This window comes from Edwardsiella sp. EA181011 (assembly GCF_000800725.1).
GTDB lineage: Bacteria > Pseudomonadota > Gammaproteobacteria > Enterobacterales > Enterobacteriaceae > Edwardsiella > Edwardsiella anguillarum.
This window is the reverse complement of record NZ_CP011364.1, coordinates 2,407,842-2,424,772: the sequence shown is the minus strand read 5'-3', so window position 1 is coordinate 2,424,772 and position 16,931 is coordinate 2,407,842. Positions and strand designations below refer to the sequence as shown.

Genomic DNA, 16,931 nt, shown 5'->3' with positions numbered 1-16,931 from the left:
GAAAAACCCCGCGCGACGCGCGGGGTTTGAATTTGGCGGAAGGACAGAGATTCGAACTCTGGGAGCTGTTACACTCGACGGTTTTCAAGACCGTTGCCTTAAACCACTCGGCCATCCTTCCAATGGCTGAGGATATTAATCGGCTCCGAGCCCCTTGTCCAGTTCTAAAATCATCTTTTTACTCAACCGGCTAGCAAATGAGCAGCCCATTTGCTCAGCCGTGTAGCCGCTGGGTTTTGACGCCGCCCAGAGACGCTTTCAGCATCTTCATCGCCGTATTCCAGCGACTGGCGCTATGGCAGACCAACGCATACTTGGCCACGCAGCGTGCGACCTGTAACCTTCTGCTATTCATAGGCTCCTCCTCCGTCAACGTATTTCAGATAAAGCCTATACCCAACGGATTCAATATTTGTATGAGAAATGTAAAGTTGACGGAGGATGTAACGACAGCGGTAACGCGGCCGCGGCGGCGTTCGGCTACGGCGCCTGAATCACGATCGCGACGCGCCGGTTCTCCGCCCGGCCCTGACGGGTCGCGTTGTCGGCGATCGGATTGCTTTTCCCCATGCCGCGCGTCGTCAGGTTCGCCCGCGGCATCCCTCCGCTGGCCATGGCATCCGCCACCTTATCGGCCCGCTTCAGCGACAGCTGCTGATTGTACTGATCCGTTCCGTAGTTGTCGGTATAGCCATCAAGGCGCGCGTGCAGGATAGCCACCTGCGACAGCGTACGCCCGAGCTCGGCCACATGCGCCTGGCTCTCCGGACGCAGCGTCGCCTGGTTATTCCCGAACAGTACCTTCTCCGACATGCCAAAGCTCCACCCCTCCGGCGTCGGGGTAAAGCCCTGCTGCTGCAGTACGGCAATCTGCTGGGGTGAAAACGTTGCCTTATGCTGACAGCCGCTTAAGAGCGCACAGCCCAGCGCCATCCCCAGAGCCCAGCCCTTTCGTTGTTGTATTTGCATCGTGTGTGATTCCCTTGCCTATTAAAGTACACTCCAGCCGCCGCCGCGCTGCTTACTGCGGTACATGGCGGCATCCGCCTTATCCAGCAGCACGGCCGGTTGGCTATGAGGAGACGACAGCGTAAAACCGATACTGAAGGTCATACTGACCCGTACGCCGTTGCTCAACACAATCGGCTGCGGAACCGCCTGCAGGATGCCGCGGGCGACCCGCTCCGCCTCTCGGGGCGCCTCAATATTGCGCAGCAGGATGGCAAACTCATCCCCGCCAAGGCGCGCCACCATATCCGTCTTACGGATCTGTTGGCTCAGGCGGCTGGCCACCTCCACCAGCACCCGATCCCCCGCCGCATGGCCCCAGGTATCGTTAACCGCCTTAAAGCCGTCTCCGTCAAGAAACATGACGCAGACCCGCTCCTGGCGCGGATTAAGGCTCTCCAACATATTCATAAAGCAGGTGCGGTTGGGCAGGCCGGTCAGCGGATCGTGCAGTGCCTTATAGGTCAGCACCCCATTTTCATTGATCAGCAGCGTATGCTGCGATTCGACCTCCGTAAGCAGGCTGTTAAAACCCCGGCTCAGCTCTTCGATCTCGGCGATCTGTGAATGGGGTACCCGTAATGAATAGGTGCGCTGCTCGCGTACCTGCCGGGCCACTTTGGCGATCGCGTACAGCTCGTCCACAATGCCGGCATGCATGCGCCGTACCAGATACAGCGACAGCAGCGCGATCAGGATCAGGCAGCACAACAGCCCCAGCAGCAGATAGCCCAGGAAACGCATCAGCATCGAGCCGTCCGCCTTCAGGGTCACAAAGCCGATCAGCTGGCCATTGTGCTCAATGGGGCCGCTGACCGAGCTGGGCAGCAGCCAGCCGCGCAGCAGGCGGTTTAGCGACTCATGGGATGGCGTAGAGGAGTTCCAGCGCACCCATACCTGATGCTGCACATCGGTGATCGTCGCCTCTGCGATCTGCTCTCGCCTGGCTATCATATTCAGGGCATCCAATGCCGCCGGCTTATCGTTAAAGACCACCGCCGCCTCGCTGGTATAGCTGATGGTCATAGCCACCAGATGCAGGTTGTGCTCCGCGTAGGTGCGCAGCGTAAACAGCGACAGCAGCGACAGCGGGATACCGGCCAGCAGCAGCGTCACCGCAATGATCATGATGTGAATACGCTGAAACATGCGGCGCAGCGTCGGGCGATCCGTGCGTGACCTGGCTCTCTTGGAAAATAAGCGTTTCACCCTGTTACCCTTTTTTCTTTGCCAAGAGCAGCACATTAGGGTTTACCTGTATGTTGCTGCGTGCCAGCGTATCCAGATTCAGCTCAAAAGTGACGTTATGCTCCCCCACCTGCAGACAAAAGGCGCTGCCGTTAACGCATTCACGGTTACCCTCCGCGATAGTCAGCAGACTTTTCCCCTGCAGCTGTGCCATAACAGACTGCTGGAGCGCCGGACTGATATCGCCGTAATAAGCCACGTCGCACCGCTGTAAAATATCCTGCGGTGCAAAGGCAAGCTTCTGTACGGTAAGCTGCGGCGTCGGCGGCATGGATAGCAGCTGCCGGGCAAAATGCGTCGGTGGAATAATACATAGACGAACGGGTACGTGCGGCGTCGGCCAACGGGTAAAGCTAATCATCCCGGTTACGATACGCGCGACATCACGCTCCCGCATACTCTGCAGGCTGTCTGCCGGTAATGCGGCGACAGCCATACTGGCCGGTAGAAGCGCACCTCCTGCCAGCAAACTGACGGCCATCATACCCACTAGCCATTTTTTAAGCGGATGAAACATTGTGACACTCATGCAGCAGGCTCAGCGACTCCCCGGTATTTTCTCTGATACTCAGGGACGCGCCTCCCTGCAACTATCCGCCCCGAGGATGAAACCATTAAGTGTAAAAAAAGTACACAAGTAAACAATAGGATTTTTCTTGCGCCCGAGTGAATTTGGGGTGAAAGCCGCGCCGCTCTCCGCGAGAAGGAGATGGCCATCTCACCGTGCCATTATTTATAGAGGACGGTTAAATCCCCTTACTCTCTATCGGAACATTTGCCGTTTTCTTTAATCAGCGGCGCTCAGAGAGCGCGGCACGATAATGGTATAGGATTAAAAGCCAACTAAATATTGCGCAAGATAAAGCCAATATTACGCAAGATAAAAGCATAGTCGCGATGGCCCGAGCGACGCGGCAGGTTATGCCATAATTCAGCGCAATTTTTGCTAAAATAGGCCGTACAGTTACCGGGAGAGAATACGATGGGAAAGCGGACCCTACGCGAACAGTTAACGATCCAGTGCATGATACGGCTATATCAGTCTGCGGCGCCCGATGCGCGGCACGCCGAGGCGGCCCATTTCGAGCAGCTGTATCAGTATGCCTGCCAGCGCCTGGCGCGCTGCCCGTTCGGCGAGGACAAGCCCGCGTGCAAACGGTGTCCAATCCACTGCTATCAGCCGGCCAAGCGAGAGGAGATGAAAGCGGTGATGCGCTGGGCCGGGCCGCGCATGCTGTGGCATCACCCTCTTCTGGCCCTGCGCCATCTGTTGGACGATCGGAGACCGGTGCCGCCGCTGCCGGAAAAATACCGCCGCCGGGAGCGCCGCTAAAGACCGGCGGCGCCCGCCCCGGACGCGTTTAGCGCACCACCAAGACGCTGGTGGTCGCGTAGCGCACGATCTTGGTGGCGTTGGAGCCCAGCAGGTAGGTGGACATACTGGGACGGCGGGAGCCAATGACGATCAGATCGGCGCCGATCTCCGCGGCCTCCTTCAATACCTCGTCATAGATAGACCCCTTACGGATCTGGCAGCCCACGCTGCTGGGATCGCTCAGGGCGATCGTCTCCGCCAGCGCCTGCATCTTATTCATGCACTCTTCCGCCAGAATATCCTCAAAGCGCAGGGTCTCTTTATTCAGACGGCTGAGTGAACAGTCGGGCACCTGCATGACATAAAGCAAACAGATCTGTACGGCCTCCTGGGCCGCCAGCGCGTTGACCTCCTGCAGCGCGGCCTGAGTCAGCGCCATCTCGTCCAGATCGACAGGAACCAAAATCGTCTTATACATCGTTAACCTCCTGTTACGCTTGCCTTGTGGGATGTTATCACCGCCATACCCAAAAAGGGGCACGGGAGTCCGGTTTATGGAGCCAGTTAACATTTTTCCCTACTGGCAGGCGTATTAGGAGAATAATTAATCAAACAATGGCACGGGACGGCCATCATCATCCACCGCGACAAAGTTAAACTGGCCGTTGATCACCTCTTCCCGTCCCTCGCGGTACATGTCTTCCAGGAAGATGGTCACGCTTACCGTAAGGCTGGTGCGCCCGACGCGCGTCACTCGCCCATCCAGCTCAACGATAGAGCCCGATGGAATAGGATGCTGAAAGTTAATCCGCTCGGTAGAGACCGTCACCAGGCGCTTACGGCAAAAGCGAGTTGCGGTAATAAAGGAAACCTCGTCCATCCAGGCCAGGGCGGTGCCGCCAAACAGCGTAGCGTGGTGGTTGATGGTGGTAGGAAACACGACCTTAGCAACCCGGGTCGCCGATTGCGTTATTTTTTGTTCGATAGCAGGTGAGTTCATTGCGATGGTATACAGCTGATATGGATCTTATAGAGCCGGTGATATTAACACACGCCAGGTGCCACCCAGGCCACATATTTTACCATTCCTGGCTATAGCAGATTGAAATTCTGCATAATACGCACCATATACACTATATGAATAGTCGATGTCCCTCGGCAAACGGCGCAAACGGCGCGCGCTGGCATCGACGCTCAGCCAGGCCCGCGCCGGGACGCGCTGAGCAAACGCCGGCGCACCGGCGGTGCCCCGGACGCCCGCGGCGCGGGATCCCCCACATAACCCCTGAGGAATGGGATAGATAGATGGCAGATGCGTTAATCGGATTTGTTCTGCTGGTCAGCCCCTGCGGCCACGATGCCTGTGACGCCCTGCCGGTCACAGAGGATATTTACCCAACCCGCGTCGAGTGCCAGCAGATGATAGATCGCCTGCACCAGCGCCGTCCCAACGTGGTGTTATTCTGCGGTGAGGTCTATCGCGATGAAAGTGAAAAGCCGCGCTGACAGCGCGGCGATGGGATAGCGCTGAAGCGGGGCGCGCCGCCGCCCTCCGCCCGTCGGGGACGATAGAGGCCCCCCGCCGCGGACGACGCCGCACCGCCTGCGTCACGCGCGCCGCGCCTAGCGCTCCTCACGCACCGTGGGTTCAGTGGGACCGAATGCAATAAGCGCCAAGAGACTAACCAGATAACTGACATGGCAGCTACGCAGGATTTGCCTGAACAGCTTCATGTGTGACTCCTTTGGAGGGATGCCCAGTCTTACTCTACCCGTTCGCCCATAAAGCGCCAGCCCGCCGCATGATGGGGCTCACACTCCTGCCATCTTTCTTTATATACACCATATACGCCCGCTGAACGCCTGACACAGACATAGGGCTGAGGGTTCTTTGACATCGGATACGTCGCTCCCCCTACCCAACCGCATTCGCCGGCGCGGCGGCAAGATCGCTAGCGTCATCGCTAAAGAGAGAGACAGCAGAGGCAGAGAGTTTGAACGGATTGAACAGATTGAACGGATTGAACGGATTGAACAGATTGAACGGATTGAACGGATTGAACGGATTGAACGGATTGAACGGATTGAACGGATTGAACGGATTGAACGGTCTGACTGATCTGGGCGGTCCGAATGCACCGCTGGGAGGCGGGCACGCAGCCCGAGAGGCCGCGTGCGTGCCGCTATGCTTAGTAGTAGTTCTGTGAGGTCAGCTGCAGCAGAACCGAGTTCAGATCATGCATAAAGGATTTAACTTGTTTCATTTTAAACTCCTTAAAAGTGTGAGCTACATCTCTATTTCGAGAGAGATATTAGCGCATTCCCGGCATTAATCAACACACAATCCAAACTTTTTTTTAATCATTCAAAATATTTTTGCACAAAATTTCTCGCCAGGCCGCGCCCCGCCTGGCATCACATCGTTTCACGCCGATGGTAAATGTTATGCAATATGAGCCAGTGTTGACGATAGGTGAGTGAGCGCGGAGGAATGAGTAAACAGAAACCGAACACCACGGCAACAAATACCGACGGCGCTTTTTTACCGCCTCAGAAAAATTGAACTAGCCTATTGAGAGAGCGCAATGAATCTAACCAGGATCCTCGATGGCACTCCATACGACGCAGACAGTCACGCCCCCAACCGCCGCCTATCGCCTCTCGCTGGCGGTGCTGGTGCTGGGCATCCTGTTATCCGCCGCCAGCGCCCGCTGGCTGTATAATCAAATCAAAACCAATACGGAAGCCGACTTTGCCCGCAACGTTGAACGGGTCTCCGGCGAGATCAGCCGACGCTTTACTCAGCCCCTCTACGGGCTGAGCGCCGTCAGCGGGCTCTACACCACCTATCACCAGGTCAGCTACACCCAGTTTAGCGACTACGTCCGCGCGCTGGATCTGCCCAGAGAGTACCCCGGAGTGCGCGGTATCGGCTTTATTCAGCGCGTGGCGCGCGACGATCTGCCGCGCTTTGTGCAGCAGGCGCGCATCGACGACAGGATCGACTTCTCCCCCCATCAGATCCAGCCGCAGAACGATCCCGAGCTGTACCTGATTAAATACATCCAGCCGCTGACGCCCAACCGGGCCGCGCTGGGGCTGGATCTGCGCTCCGAAGCGGTACGCTGGGCCGGCCTGCAGCAGGCCATCGACAGCGGTCTCCCCACCCTAACCGGCCATATCCACCTGGTTCAGGACAGCAGGCAACAGCCCGGAGCACTGCTCTACCTGCCGGTCTACACCGTCGATGCGGCGCTGCTGCAGACCCCAGAGCAGCGCCGCGCCGCCCTGCTCGGCGTGATCTACTCCCCGCTGGTGATCGCCGATCTGCTCAGCAACATTCCAGAGTACGCCTCCGGGCGGGTAGATATCGAGCTGTATGACACCCAGGGCGAGATGAACAGCGATAACCTGATCTTTGACGCTGACGGCAGCAAGCGCCTGCAGCACGGCATCATCGATGATCATTCTCCCCAGGAGATACGTGCCCGCGTCTTTACCCGCAATCTGCCGCTGCCCCTGCCGGGGCGCGCCATGACGCTGCGCATCAGCAGCACCTCCCATTTTGAGGCCTCGATAAACTACTACTCGCCCTGGCTACTGTTTGCCTTCGGCGTGCTGCTGAGCGTGCTGTTCACCAGCCTGCTGCGCCAGCAAATCCTTGGCCGCTTCCGCGCCGAACGGCTGGCGCTGGGCATGACCGCCGATCTGGAGCGTCTGGCGCTGGTGGCGCGCAACACCTCCAACGCGGTGATCCTCACCGACACCCAGCGACGGATCACCTGGGTAAACGATGGCTTCGAGCGCATCACCGGCTATCGCCACGACGACGTCCTCGGCAAGGCGCCCGGCGCGCTGCTGCAGTGTGAAAAAACCGATCCGCAGGTGATACAGGCGGTGCACCAGGCGCTGGATCGCGGCCAGGCCTTCAAGGGGGAGCTGCTCAACCGCAGCCGCTCCGGCGAGGAGTACTGGATCGAGATGGAGATCCAGCCGCGCTACGACGCGGAGCACAGACTCATCGGCTTTATGGCCGTCGAGTCCGATATTACCGAGCGCAAGAATACCCAGCACCGGCTGGAGGCAGCGCTGCGCGACAACGATGCGCTGCTGGCGACGCTTAACGTGCACGGCATCATCGCCATCACCGATCGCCACCGTCGGCTGATCGAGGTAAACGACGCCTACTGCCAAATCACCGGCTACCCGCGCGAGGCGCTGCTGGGGCAGCCCCCCTCCATCGTCAACTCCGGCACCCACCCCCCGGCCTTCTGGCGCCAGGCCTGGGCGCTGCTGCTGGCGGGGCAACCCTGGCGCGGCGAGGTGTGCAATCGCGCCAGAGATGGCCGGGTCTACTGGGTCGATACCACCATCGCGCCGTTCAAGGACGCCGACGGACAGATCGATAAATATATCTCCATTCAGTTTGATATTACCCAGGCCAAAACGCTGCAGACCAACCTGAGCATCGCGCGCAACCAGCTGCTGCGCGCCACCGAGGTCGCCGAGCTCGGGGTGTGGAGCTGGAGCATGGCCGACGGTACGCTGATCTTTGACGAGACCATGAACGCCATCTACGCCATTCCGCCGGAGATGCAGGACCCCCATCGTCTGTACGCCTACTGGCACACGCTGATTCACCCGGACGACGTGGCAGAGGTCGATGCCACGCTGCAGGAGACCCTGCGCGCCGGGCAGGGGCACGTGTGTCGCCAGCGCTTCCGCGTCCGCGTCCGCGATCAGGAGCGCATCATCGAATCCGCCGCCGTCGTCGAACAGCAGGGCATCGGCGATACCCTGATGTTGGTCGGCATCAACCGCGACATTACCCGCCAGCGCCAGGCCGAGGCCACCCTGCAGGCCGCCAAGCTGGCGGCGGAAAACGCCAACCAGGCCAAGTCCGCCTTTTTGGCCAATATGAGCCATGAGCTACGCACCCCGCTCAACGCCATTCTGGGCATGCTGACCCTGCTGCTTAAATCCGGCCTGACCCACCGTCAGGCCGACTACGCCACCAAGAGCGAGGCGGCGGCGCGCGCGCTGCTGCGCCTGCTCAACGACATTCTCGACTATTCCAAGATCGAGGCCGGTAAAATGGAGCTGGAGGCCGAGCCCTTCAGCCTGTGCAACCTGCTGCAGGATCTGGCCGTCATCCTCTCCAGCAGCTCGCGCCAAAAGCCGGTCGAGGTGCTCTTCGATATCGATCCCAGCCTGCCGCACTGGCTGGTCGGCGACAGCCTACGACTGCAGCAGGTGCTGATTAATCTGGGCGGCAATGCGCTCAAGTTTACCGAACGGGGCGAGGTGACCCTCTTCATCAGGCTACTGGCACAGGATCAGCAGAGGGTCACGCTGCACTTCGGCGTCCGCGACACCGGCATCGGCATCGCGCCGGAAAAACAGCGCGCCATCTTCAGCGGTTTCTCCCAGGCCGAGGCCTCCATCACCCGTCGCTTCGGCGGCACCGGCCTCGGGCTCTCCATCAGCCAACGCTTTGTCACCATGATGGGTGGCACCCTGCAGGTTGAGAGCGAGCCCGGCAAGGGCAGCCTGTTCCACTTCACCCTGACCCTTCCGCTGGCCGCGGCCGACGCGCACCCCGACGATCAGCAGCAGCATCTGAGCCTGGCCGGGCTGCATGTCCTGATGGTGGATGACAACCCAACCGCCCGCGCCCTGCTCCAGCGCATGGGCACCACCCTGGGCTGGGCGGTCGACACCGCGGACTCCGGCGAGCAGGCGCTGGCGCGCATCGCCGAGCAGCAGCGCGCGGGTGCCCACTACGATGTGCTGTTTGTCGATTGGCTGATGCCGGGCCTGGACGGTTGGCAGACCATTCAACGCCTGCACCAACAGATACCGGATACCTCGATGCCGCTGCTGGTCATGGTGACCGCCAACGATCGCGACTGCCTGCTCCAGCGCAGCAGCGAAGAACAGGGGGTGCTGGATGGCTTCCTGGTGAAGCCGGTCACGCCGCAGATCCTGCTGGAGACGATGCTCGCCGCACTGCAGGCGCGGCAGGAGTCGACCCAGCAGGCGATCGCCCTGCCGCCCCCGCGCGTGCGTACGACGGGCAAACAGCTCAGCGGCGTCCGTATCCTGGTGGTGGAGGACAATCTGAATAACCAGCAAATCGCCCGGGAGCTGCTAGAGGATGAGGGCGCCAGCATCACCCTGGCCGCCCAGGGGCAGGAGGCCGTCGACCGCCTGCGAGCCAGCCCGCAGGGGTTTGATCTGGTGCTGATGGATCTCCAGATGCCGGTCATGGACGGCATCAACGCCACCCAGTATATCCGCAGCCACCTGGGCCTGCGCAGCCTACCGATCATCGCCATGACCGCCAATGCCATGGCCTCCGATCGCCAGGAGTGCCTGGCCGCCGGGATGAATGACCACATCGGCAAACCCTTTAACCTGCGCGAGCTCATCCATACGATTCAAAAACACCTGCCCACCCTCCCGGCGCCCGTGGCGGAAACCGAGGCGCCCCCGCCGCCGTCAGCCCTGCCAGAGGGGCTGGCGCAGGCGGCGGGACAGGCGGGGATTTCGCTGAGCGGTGCGCTGGAGCGGCTGGAGGGCGACCTGGCGCTCTACCAGCATCTGCTGAGCCTGTTCCTCGGCGAGCTGCACGATTTTCCAGAGAGCTTAACCCGCCAGCTGGACGATCAGGATCTGGCCGCCGCGACGCGCTCGCTGCATACCCTGAAAGGGCTGGCCGCCCAGCTGGGGCAGGATGCCCTGTTCACCGCGGCGCGCGACGGCGAGGCCCGTCTGCGTCAGGCGCCGGGGGGACAACTGAGCGCCGAGCTGCGCGAGGCGGCGCTGGCCGTCGCGACGCTGTGCCGCCGGCGAGAGCCCGCGCTGATCGCATTTTGTCAGCGGCTCGCCGACGATCTGCCGTCGGCGGAGACGCCGGCGACGCAGACCCAGCCGCCCGCGCCGCCGCTGCAGACCCAGCTGTGCGATCTGATCGCCCTGCTGGAGCGCAGCGACATGGCGGCGCTGGAGCAGATGCGCCGTCTGGCCGCCAGCCCACAGGGACAATCGCTGGGCGACGCGCTGAAAACGCTGGATGCCGCCGTCAATCGGCTCGACTTTAATCGGGCTCAGGCGATTTGCCGCCAGTGGCTTGCCCAAGCATCGTCAACCGATAAGGAAATGGATTGATATGTTAGACCAACTGACCCCCTACAGCGCCTTTAACCTGCCCGGTCGCGAGCGGCCGCGCCTGCTTATCGTCGACGATGAACCGATCAATATTCAGATCCTGTACCAGCTGTTCGCCGACGATCACACCGTCTTTATGGCCACCAATGGGCAGCAGGCCCTCAATATCTGCATGAACCAGCACCCCGACCTGGTCCTGTTGGATATTGAGATGCCGGAAATGAACGGGCTGGAGGTCTGCCAGCGCCTCAAGTCGTCGCCGCAGACGCAGGATATTCCGGTGATCTTCATTACCGCCCATATCGATGAGGCCACGGAGACCACCGGGCTGCGGGCCGGGGCGGTAGACTTTATCAGTAAGCCGATTAATCACAACATTGTACGGGCCCGGGTGAATACCCATCTGCTGCTGAAGATGCAGTCAGACCTGCTGCGTCAGCTGGCCTATCTGGATGGACTGTGCGGGGTGTACAACCGCCGCTATTTTGACGTCCGCTTCGCCCATGAGTGGCACAACGTCCAGCAGCATCAGGTCCCGCTGAGTCTGATCCTGTTCGACGTCGATCTGTTCAAGGATTACAACGACCTGTATGGCCATCTGTGCGGCGATGACGCGCTGCGCCAGGTGGCGGCCACCCTGCGTGAAACCCTGAACCATCCGGGCGATCTGGTGGCCCGCTACGGCGGCGAGGAGTTTATCTGTCTGCTGCCGGCCACCCCGCTAACCGATGCCCTCGCCTGCGCGGAGCGGATGCGCAAGAGCATTCTGGCGCTGAGCATCGAACACGCCCGCTCGCCGGCCTCATCCTACCTGACCGTCAGCGCCGGCGTCTGCAGCGTCACGCTGACCGGCGACGCCCGGGGCGTCGACTTCCTGCAGCAGGCCGACTCGCTGCTCTATCAGGCCAAGTCACAGGGGCGCAACCGCTGCTGCGCGGCCCAGTTCAATCCGGAGGCCTAGCCCGCGCCCGAGAACCGCGGGGGATTCATTCTTCGTCACGCTTTGTGCTACATTGAGCCCGGCGGCGGGCCTTCCCGCTGCCGGGCTCAATCGGCGGAAAACGGAGAGATCAACATGAAGAAAATGGGTACGCTGCTGCTGCTGGGCGGCCTCTCCGCCGGAGTCAGCCTGCTGGGCATCCTACTTTTCCTGGCGGTGATCTATCTGGACAAGGCGCGCTTCTTCGCGCTGCTGCACCTGCTTTAACCCGGCGGGAGCCTCTGCCCCGCCGCACCCCCTCTTTTTCCTACGCCGCCGGCCCCGCAGCGTCGCGCGGCGGCCTCCCCCTATGGCCGCCGCGGCGCCCGCGCCCCGACCTCCGCAGCCCATCATCGACGGCACCCCAATATTGGTTAACCAAATAACCCTAAAATGATCAATTTGGCATACCAATATTACATTCATGATTAATATCACATATTAATGTTTATTTTTTATGCACTATCGCCTCATCGTTCACGATGCGGAGACCCGCTGATTTACGCACTGGCAAGGCCGTGGCACTACCCCTGACATAACAAAACCAACAACCGAATAACCAAGAGATTACTATGAAAAAGATCAAGAATTTTCGGTGGTATATGATCTTGCTGGTCTGCTTCATTACCATCATTAACTACCTCGACAGAACCGCGCTCGGCATCGCGGCGCCCACGATCATGGAGAGCACCGGGATCACCAAAGAGCAGTACTCCTGGGTGGTCAGCGCCTTTCAGCTGGCCTATACAATTGGTCAACCAATCATGGGATTCTTCATCGATACCATCGGCCTGAAGCTCGGCTTCTTCATCTGCGCCATCGTCTGGGGGCTGGCCACCATGGGACATGCGCTGACGGGCACCTGGCAGGGGCTGGCCTTTATGCGCGGCCTCATGGGATTCAGCGAAGCCTCCGCCATTCCCTCCGGCGTCAAAACGGTGTCGACCTGGTTTCCGGCCAAAGAGCGCGGCATCGCCACCGGCGTCTTCAATATGGGCACCTCATTCGGCGCCATGCTGGCGCCGCCGCTGATTGCCTGGTGTATCCTGTTCCACAGCTGGCAATTCGCGTTTATCGTCTCCGGGAGCCTGGCTATCGTCGCCGCCTTCGTCTGGTATTTTTGCTATAAGGATCCCAAGGAGGCCAAGCGCCTCTCCGATGAGGAGCGCCGCTATATTGAGGCGGGGCAAGAGGCGTTTCTACAGTCCGCGACCCAGGAGAAAACCTCGGTTCGCCATATCATCACCCAGCGCAACTTCTGGGGGATCGGCATCGCCCGCTTCCTGGCCGATCCGGCCTGGGGGACCATTAACTTCTGGGTGCCGATCTTCTTCGTGGAGACCCTGCACTTCAGCCTGAAAGAGATCGCCATGTTTGTCTGGCTGCCCTTTCTGATGGCGGATCTCGGCTGTCTGGCCAGCGGCTTTGTGGCCAAGTTTTTCAACGACCGCGGCGTCACCCTGATCAACTCGCGCCGCATCACCTTTACGCTGGGCGCGCTGCTGATGACCACCATCGGCCTGGTCAGTATCGTGGAGAATCCCTATATCGCGGTGCTGCTGATCAGCATCGGCGGCTTCGCCCACCAGCTGCTGTCGACGGTCGCCGCGACGCTGGGGGCGGATTTGTTTAAAAAGAACGAGGTGGCGACGGCGGTCGGGATGGCCGGCGCCTGCGCCTGGTCCGGTCAGCTCATCTTCAACCTGTTTATCGGCGCCTTCGTCGGCATCATCGGCTTTGGCCCTTTCTTTATCGCCCTGGCGGTGTTCGATCTGATCGGCGCCCTGGCGCTATGGCTGCTGATCGTCGACCGCCAGCCCGCCGCTCACGGCGGCGACGCGACGCTGGCTGAACCCCGCTGAAGCCCGACAGGGCGGCCGCGTTGCCGCCCTGCGCATCCGGGATTAGCGACTCAGGATCCGGATGGAGCGGACGCGGTCGTTAAACCCGGTCGCCTCCTGCTCCCCGCCGCTGCGAGTATAGTACCCCCGCTGTAGTCGGTCCCTTCGTAAAAACGCACCGTCCACCCCTGCGGCACCGAGAACGAGGAGATACGATCGGCGAAACGGTAGCGGGAAAGATCGGGGATATCGCGATCGATGCTCAGCGAAGCCCCGCGCTGACGCGAATCCTCATACACCATCAGGCGATCGGCACCCTGGCTGTAGCCCTCATCCAGCGTCGTGGTGCTACAGGTGGCATCCTTAGGCCGACAGAACAGGCTGCCCTCGCCCTGTCCCCGCTCACAGCGTTGCCCCACCTTGTAGCGGGCAATCTGCTCGCTGCGCGCGGCGTCGGCATAGACGCTGCTGAACGGCGTGAGCATGCAAATATAGATCCGCCCGCCGCCCTGTCCGCCGCGGTACCCAGAAGTATTGTCGATATTATTGATAATGATGGACGCGTCGGCGCAACCCCCCAGGGTCAGCAGCGATGCCACCAAAAGCGTTCTGAACATAAGTAGCCCTATCTGTCTAATAAGTATGCTGTCACAACAGCCCGCCGCACGTCAGGCGGCGGCGGAGGTCCATAGTACCCAATCGCCCGGCGCAGGGAATTAAGGGATCGTCTGATTTTCCAGCGCGCCACCCAGCATGAGAAAGAGCCACCCGCCGTCGACTCAGCCGCGCACCCACTCCGGCAACCAGTCGCCGTGCGCCGCGATGAGATCGTCGATCAGGGCATAAATCTCATCGATGCTCAGCGCCGCGGCCGTATGCGGATCGAGCAGCGCGGCATGGTATACCCGCTCGCGATTTTCCGTCAGCGCCGCCTCCGTCACCAGCGTCTGCACATTGACATTGGTCTGCATCAGCGCCGCCAGGTGCGAGGGCAGCGCCCCGATCCGGGTCGGCTGGATCCCGTTGGCATCCACCAGGCACGGCACCTCCACGCAGCAGCCCTGCGGCAGATTATCGATTAGACCCGCGTTGCGCACGTTGCCATAGATCACCTCCGGCTCCCCGCTCCACAGCGCATTCATGATCCGGCTGGCGTACTCCCGCGACGGCGTAATCGCGATATGCTGCGCCGTCTGATACTCCGCTAGCTCACGCTGCCAGTTCGCCATCTGCTCCACGCAGCGCTTAGGATACTCATCCAGCGGAATGCGGTAACGCGCGATCAGATCGTCGCGCCCGGGCTTGATAAACCACGGCGTGTATTCGGCCATATGCTCCGAGGACTCCGTGACAAAGTAACCCAACTTTTGCAGCAGCTCATAGCGTACGATATTCTCGCAGCGCAGGTTGCCATGGATATTCGGCTTCGGCGCCCGCCCCTGGCGATAGGCCTGCAGCAGCTGCGGATAGAGATCGCGATACTGACCGTCCTCGCCGCGCAGCTCCAGCGAAAGATAGAAGGCCATATGGTTAATCCCGGCGCAGCGGTAGCGCAGCTGCGCCGGATCGATATCGAGATCCCGCGCCAGCTCCTCCGCCGTGCCCTGTACCGAGTGGCATAGACCGACCTGCCGCAGCTGTGGATAGCGCGCATACATGGCCCAGCTATTCATCGCCATCGGGTTGACATAGTTCAGCAGCGTCGCCTGCGGGCACTCCGCCATCATCATCTCGCCTATCTGCCACAGGTGTGGAAAAGTACGCAGCGCGCGCATAATCCCGGCCGGCCCCAGGGTGTCGCCGATGGTCTGGCGCAGGCCATGACGCGCGCAGACCTCGAAATCGGTGACCGTACAGGGCGTATAGCCCCCGATCTGAAACGCCACCACCACAAAATCGGCCCCCTGCAGCGCCGGACGCAGCGTCGTATGGCACTGAATGCGCCCACTGGCCCCGGCCGCCGCCATCAGCCGGCCTACGACGATCCGCGACTCGGCCAGACGCTGTGCATCGATATCCATCAGCGCGATATCGGCCCCCGCAGCGCGGGGCGCTGGAATACATCCCCCAGGATATTCTTCACAAAAATAGTTGAACCGGCGCCAATAAAGGCAATTTTAGGTGCGTTCATCGTCTCTCTCCCATAGCACTCATCGCTGGAGGCATCGTGACACGCCGGGCAGACGCGCGCGTCCGCCTTCTTCCCAAAGCATTCCCATTTCCTCGGATTTATCGATCTAGATTCAAAAAAATAACTTTCCGGGAGAGTAATAGGCGAAAAGATGAGGAAAAGCGACAGAATAGCGGTGAGACTACCAACAGCGCGGCGCTGCTCCGGCGAGACCTTCACCGGGGAGCACGGCGTCCCCTGGTGCGCCGGGGATGACCAGGAGGAAAACCATGGAAGAGCGCCGCCGCCAAGAGGCGCCCGCGGGACTGATGTGCAACAGCACCGACCCACAGCCGCACAGCCCACTGATGCTCTATTCGGAGCAGCAGCGCCTGGCGATCGCGCTCTGTTCACCGCAGGCGATGGCTGCCAGCCACTGGCACGCCCAGGTCGAACTCAATATTCCCTTCGACGGCGAGATAGGCTACCGCATTCACGATCGGCAGCTACGCATCCCGCAGGGGCATATCGCCCTGTTCTGGGCCTGTACCCCCCACCGTCTCGTCGATCCGGGGCGCTGCCGCCACATGGCCCTGCTCAGCCTGCCCATGCATCTGTTTCTCTCCTGGCCGTTGGATCCGCAGCTGCTCAGCCACATCACCCATGGCAGAGTATTGACCTCTGCGCACCCGGCGCGGCTAACGCCCGTTGAGATTGGGCGTTGGCAGCAGGATCTGCAGAGCCCATGTCCGCAGATGCGGCAGCTGGCCAGCGATGAGATCCTGCTGATGTTAAAGCGCTTTAGCCTCTCCGGCTGGCACGCCCTGCAGCCCGGCGGCGACGATCCGCGCGCGGGCAACGGCCAGGGGCTCTCCCGCCATGCCCTGTTCTACGTCGGCCAGATGCTGACCTTTACCGCCGCCCACTACGATCGCGCACTGACGATAGATCAGGTCGCCCGACACGTCGGCCTCAACGCCCACTATGCGATGGGGCTATTCCAGCGGGTGATGCAGATGACCCTGAAGCAGTATATTACCGCCATGCGCATCAACCATGTCCGAGCGCTGCTGAGCGACACCGACAGAACGGTCCTCGATATCGCGCTCACGGCGGGATTCAGCTCCAGCAGCCGCTTTTACAGCACCTTCAGTAAATACACCGGTATGTCGCCACAGCAGTACCGCCGGCTGGCGCGCACGGGCGCGGTGCACCGCACACCCACAGATTGATTTATCACCACAGCGTCATTTATTAGCA

The 16,931-nt window shown here is 60.7% G+C and carries 15 protein-coding genes, 1 tRNA gene and 1 pseudogene; 8 read left to right on the top strand and 9 right to left on the bottom strand.

Translation table 11 applies throughout. The features are described from left to right. Positions 1–33: 33 nt before the first annotated feature. The 5 genes from QY76_RS10675 to QY76_RS10660 form a co-directional block, all read right to left on the bottom strand. Positions 34–121 (bottom strand) — tRNA-Ser (locus QY76_RS10675). Between the two features lie 93 nt (positions 122–214). Beyond that, the gene (locus QY76_RS19065) at positions 215–355 is read right to left on the bottom strand and encodes a hypothetical protein (RefSeq protein WP_167549812.1); all 141 of its coding nucleotides are present in this window, start codon (positions 353–355) and stop codon (positions 215–217) included. 125 nt (positions 356–480) lie between these two features. Beyond that, entirely contained in the window at positions 481–969 is a 489-nt protein-coding gene (locus tag QY76_RS10670; RefSeq protein WP_045427457.1) for an OmpA family protein, read from the bottom strand. A 21-nt stretch (positions 970–990) separates the two neighbouring features. Further along, the gene (locus tag QY76_RS10665; protein ID WP_225865069.1) at positions 991–2,217 is read right to left on the bottom strand and encodes a diguanylate cyclase domain-containing protein; all 1,227 of its coding nucleotides are present in this window, start codon (positions 2,215–2,217) and stop codon (positions 991–993) included. Positions 2,218–2,221: 4 nt separating this feature from the next. Next, positions 2,222–2,773, bottom strand: a complete 552-nt coding sequence (locus tag QY76_RS10660; protein ID WP_045427453.1) for a YfiR family protein — start codon at positions 2,771–2,773, stop codon at positions 2,222–2,224. A 465-nt stretch (positions 2,774–3,238) separates the two neighbouring features. On the opposite strand from QY76_RS10660, the gene QY76_RS10655 reads away from it, so the two are divergent. After that, entirely contained in the window at positions 3,239–3,589 is a 351-nt protein-coding gene (locus QY76_RS10655; protein WP_034165649.1) for a nitrous oxide-stimulated promoter family protein, read from the top strand. A gap of 28 nt (positions 3,590–3,617) precedes the next feature. On the opposite strand, the gene QY76_RS10650 is transcribed toward QY76_RS10655, so the two are convergent. After that, positions 3,618–4,049, bottom strand: coding sequence for a universal stress protein (locus QY76_RS10650; protein ID WP_045427450.1), 432 nt, complete (start codon positions 4,047–4,049; stop codon positions 3,618–3,620). Between the two features lie 126 nt (positions 4,050–4,175). Beyond that, a complete protein-coding gene (locus QY76_RS10645; RefSeq protein WP_015461580.1) occupies positions 4,176–4,571 on the bottom strand; it encodes an acyl-CoA thioesterase in 396 nt (131 codons plus the stop codon). A 305-nt stretch (positions 4,572–4,876) separates the two neighbouring features. On the opposite strand from QY76_RS10645, the gene QY76_RS10640 reads away from it, so the two are divergent. From QY76_RS10640 to QY76_RS10620, 6 genes are all read left to right on the top strand, one after another. Then, positions 4,877–5,077: a hypothetical protein gene (locus tag QY76_RS10640; protein WP_034165651.1), complete on the top strand. Its 201-nt coding sequence runs from the start codon at positions 4,877–4,879 to the stop codon at positions 5,075–5,077. A 385-nt stretch (positions 5,078–5,462) separates the two neighbouring features. Next, entirely contained in the window at positions 5,463–5,690 is a 228-nt protein-coding gene (locus QY76_RS18970; RefSeq protein WP_049648808.1) for a hypothetical protein, read from the top strand. A 488-nt stretch (positions 5,691–6,178) separates the two neighbouring features. Then, the gene (locus QY76_RS10630; RefSeq protein ID WP_045427447.1) at positions 6,179–10,741 is read left to right on the top strand and encodes a CHASE domain-containing protein; all 4,563 of its coding nucleotides are present in this window, start codon (positions 6,179–6,181) and stop codon (positions 10,739–10,741) included. A gap of 1 nt (position 10,742) precedes the next feature. Continuing rightward, on the top strand, positions 10,743–11,702 hold the full coding sequence (locus tag QY76_RS10625; RefSeq protein WP_034165655.1) for a diguanylate cyclase domain-containing protein: 960 nt from the start codon (positions 10,743–10,745) through the stop codon (positions 11,700–11,702). A 114-nt stretch (positions 11,703–11,816) separates the two neighbouring features. Further along, entirely contained in the window at positions 11,817–11,948 is a 132-nt protein-coding gene (locus tag QY76_RS19590; protein WP_255640274.1) for a hypothetical protein, read from the top strand. Positions 11,949–12,292: 344 nt separating this feature from the next. Continuing rightward, positions 12,293–13,582, top strand: a complete 1,290-nt coding sequence (locus tag QY76_RS10620) for an MFS transporter (protein ID WP_045427444.1) — start codon at positions 12,293–12,295, stop codon at positions 13,580–13,582. 50 nt (positions 13,583–13,632) lie between these two features. On the opposite strand, the gene QY76_RS10615 is transcribed toward QY76_RS10620, so the two are convergent. Together QY76_RS10615 and QY76_RS10610 are read right to left on the bottom strand one after the other, a co-directional pair. Beyond that, the gene (locus tag QY76_RS10615; RefSeq protein WP_235439381.1) at positions 13,633–14,178 is read right to left on the bottom strand and encodes a beta/gamma crystallin-related protein; all 546 of its coding nucleotides are present in this window, start codon (positions 14,176–14,178) and stop codon (positions 13,633–13,635) included. 162 nt (positions 14,179–14,340) lie between these two features. Continuing rightward, positions 14,341–15,692, bottom strand: a pseudogene (locus tag QY76_RS10610) (alpha-glucosidase/alpha-galactosidase). A 269-nt stretch (positions 15,693–15,961) separates the two neighbouring features. Here QY76_RS10610 and melR point away from each other — a divergent pair. After that, complete coding sequence (melR, locus tag QY76_RS10605; RefSeq protein ID WP_034165659.1) at positions 15,962–16,903, top strand: transcriptional regulator MelR; 942 nt, start codon at positions 15,962–15,964, stop codon at positions 16,901–16,903. Positions 16,904–16,931 lie beyond the last annotated feature (28 nt).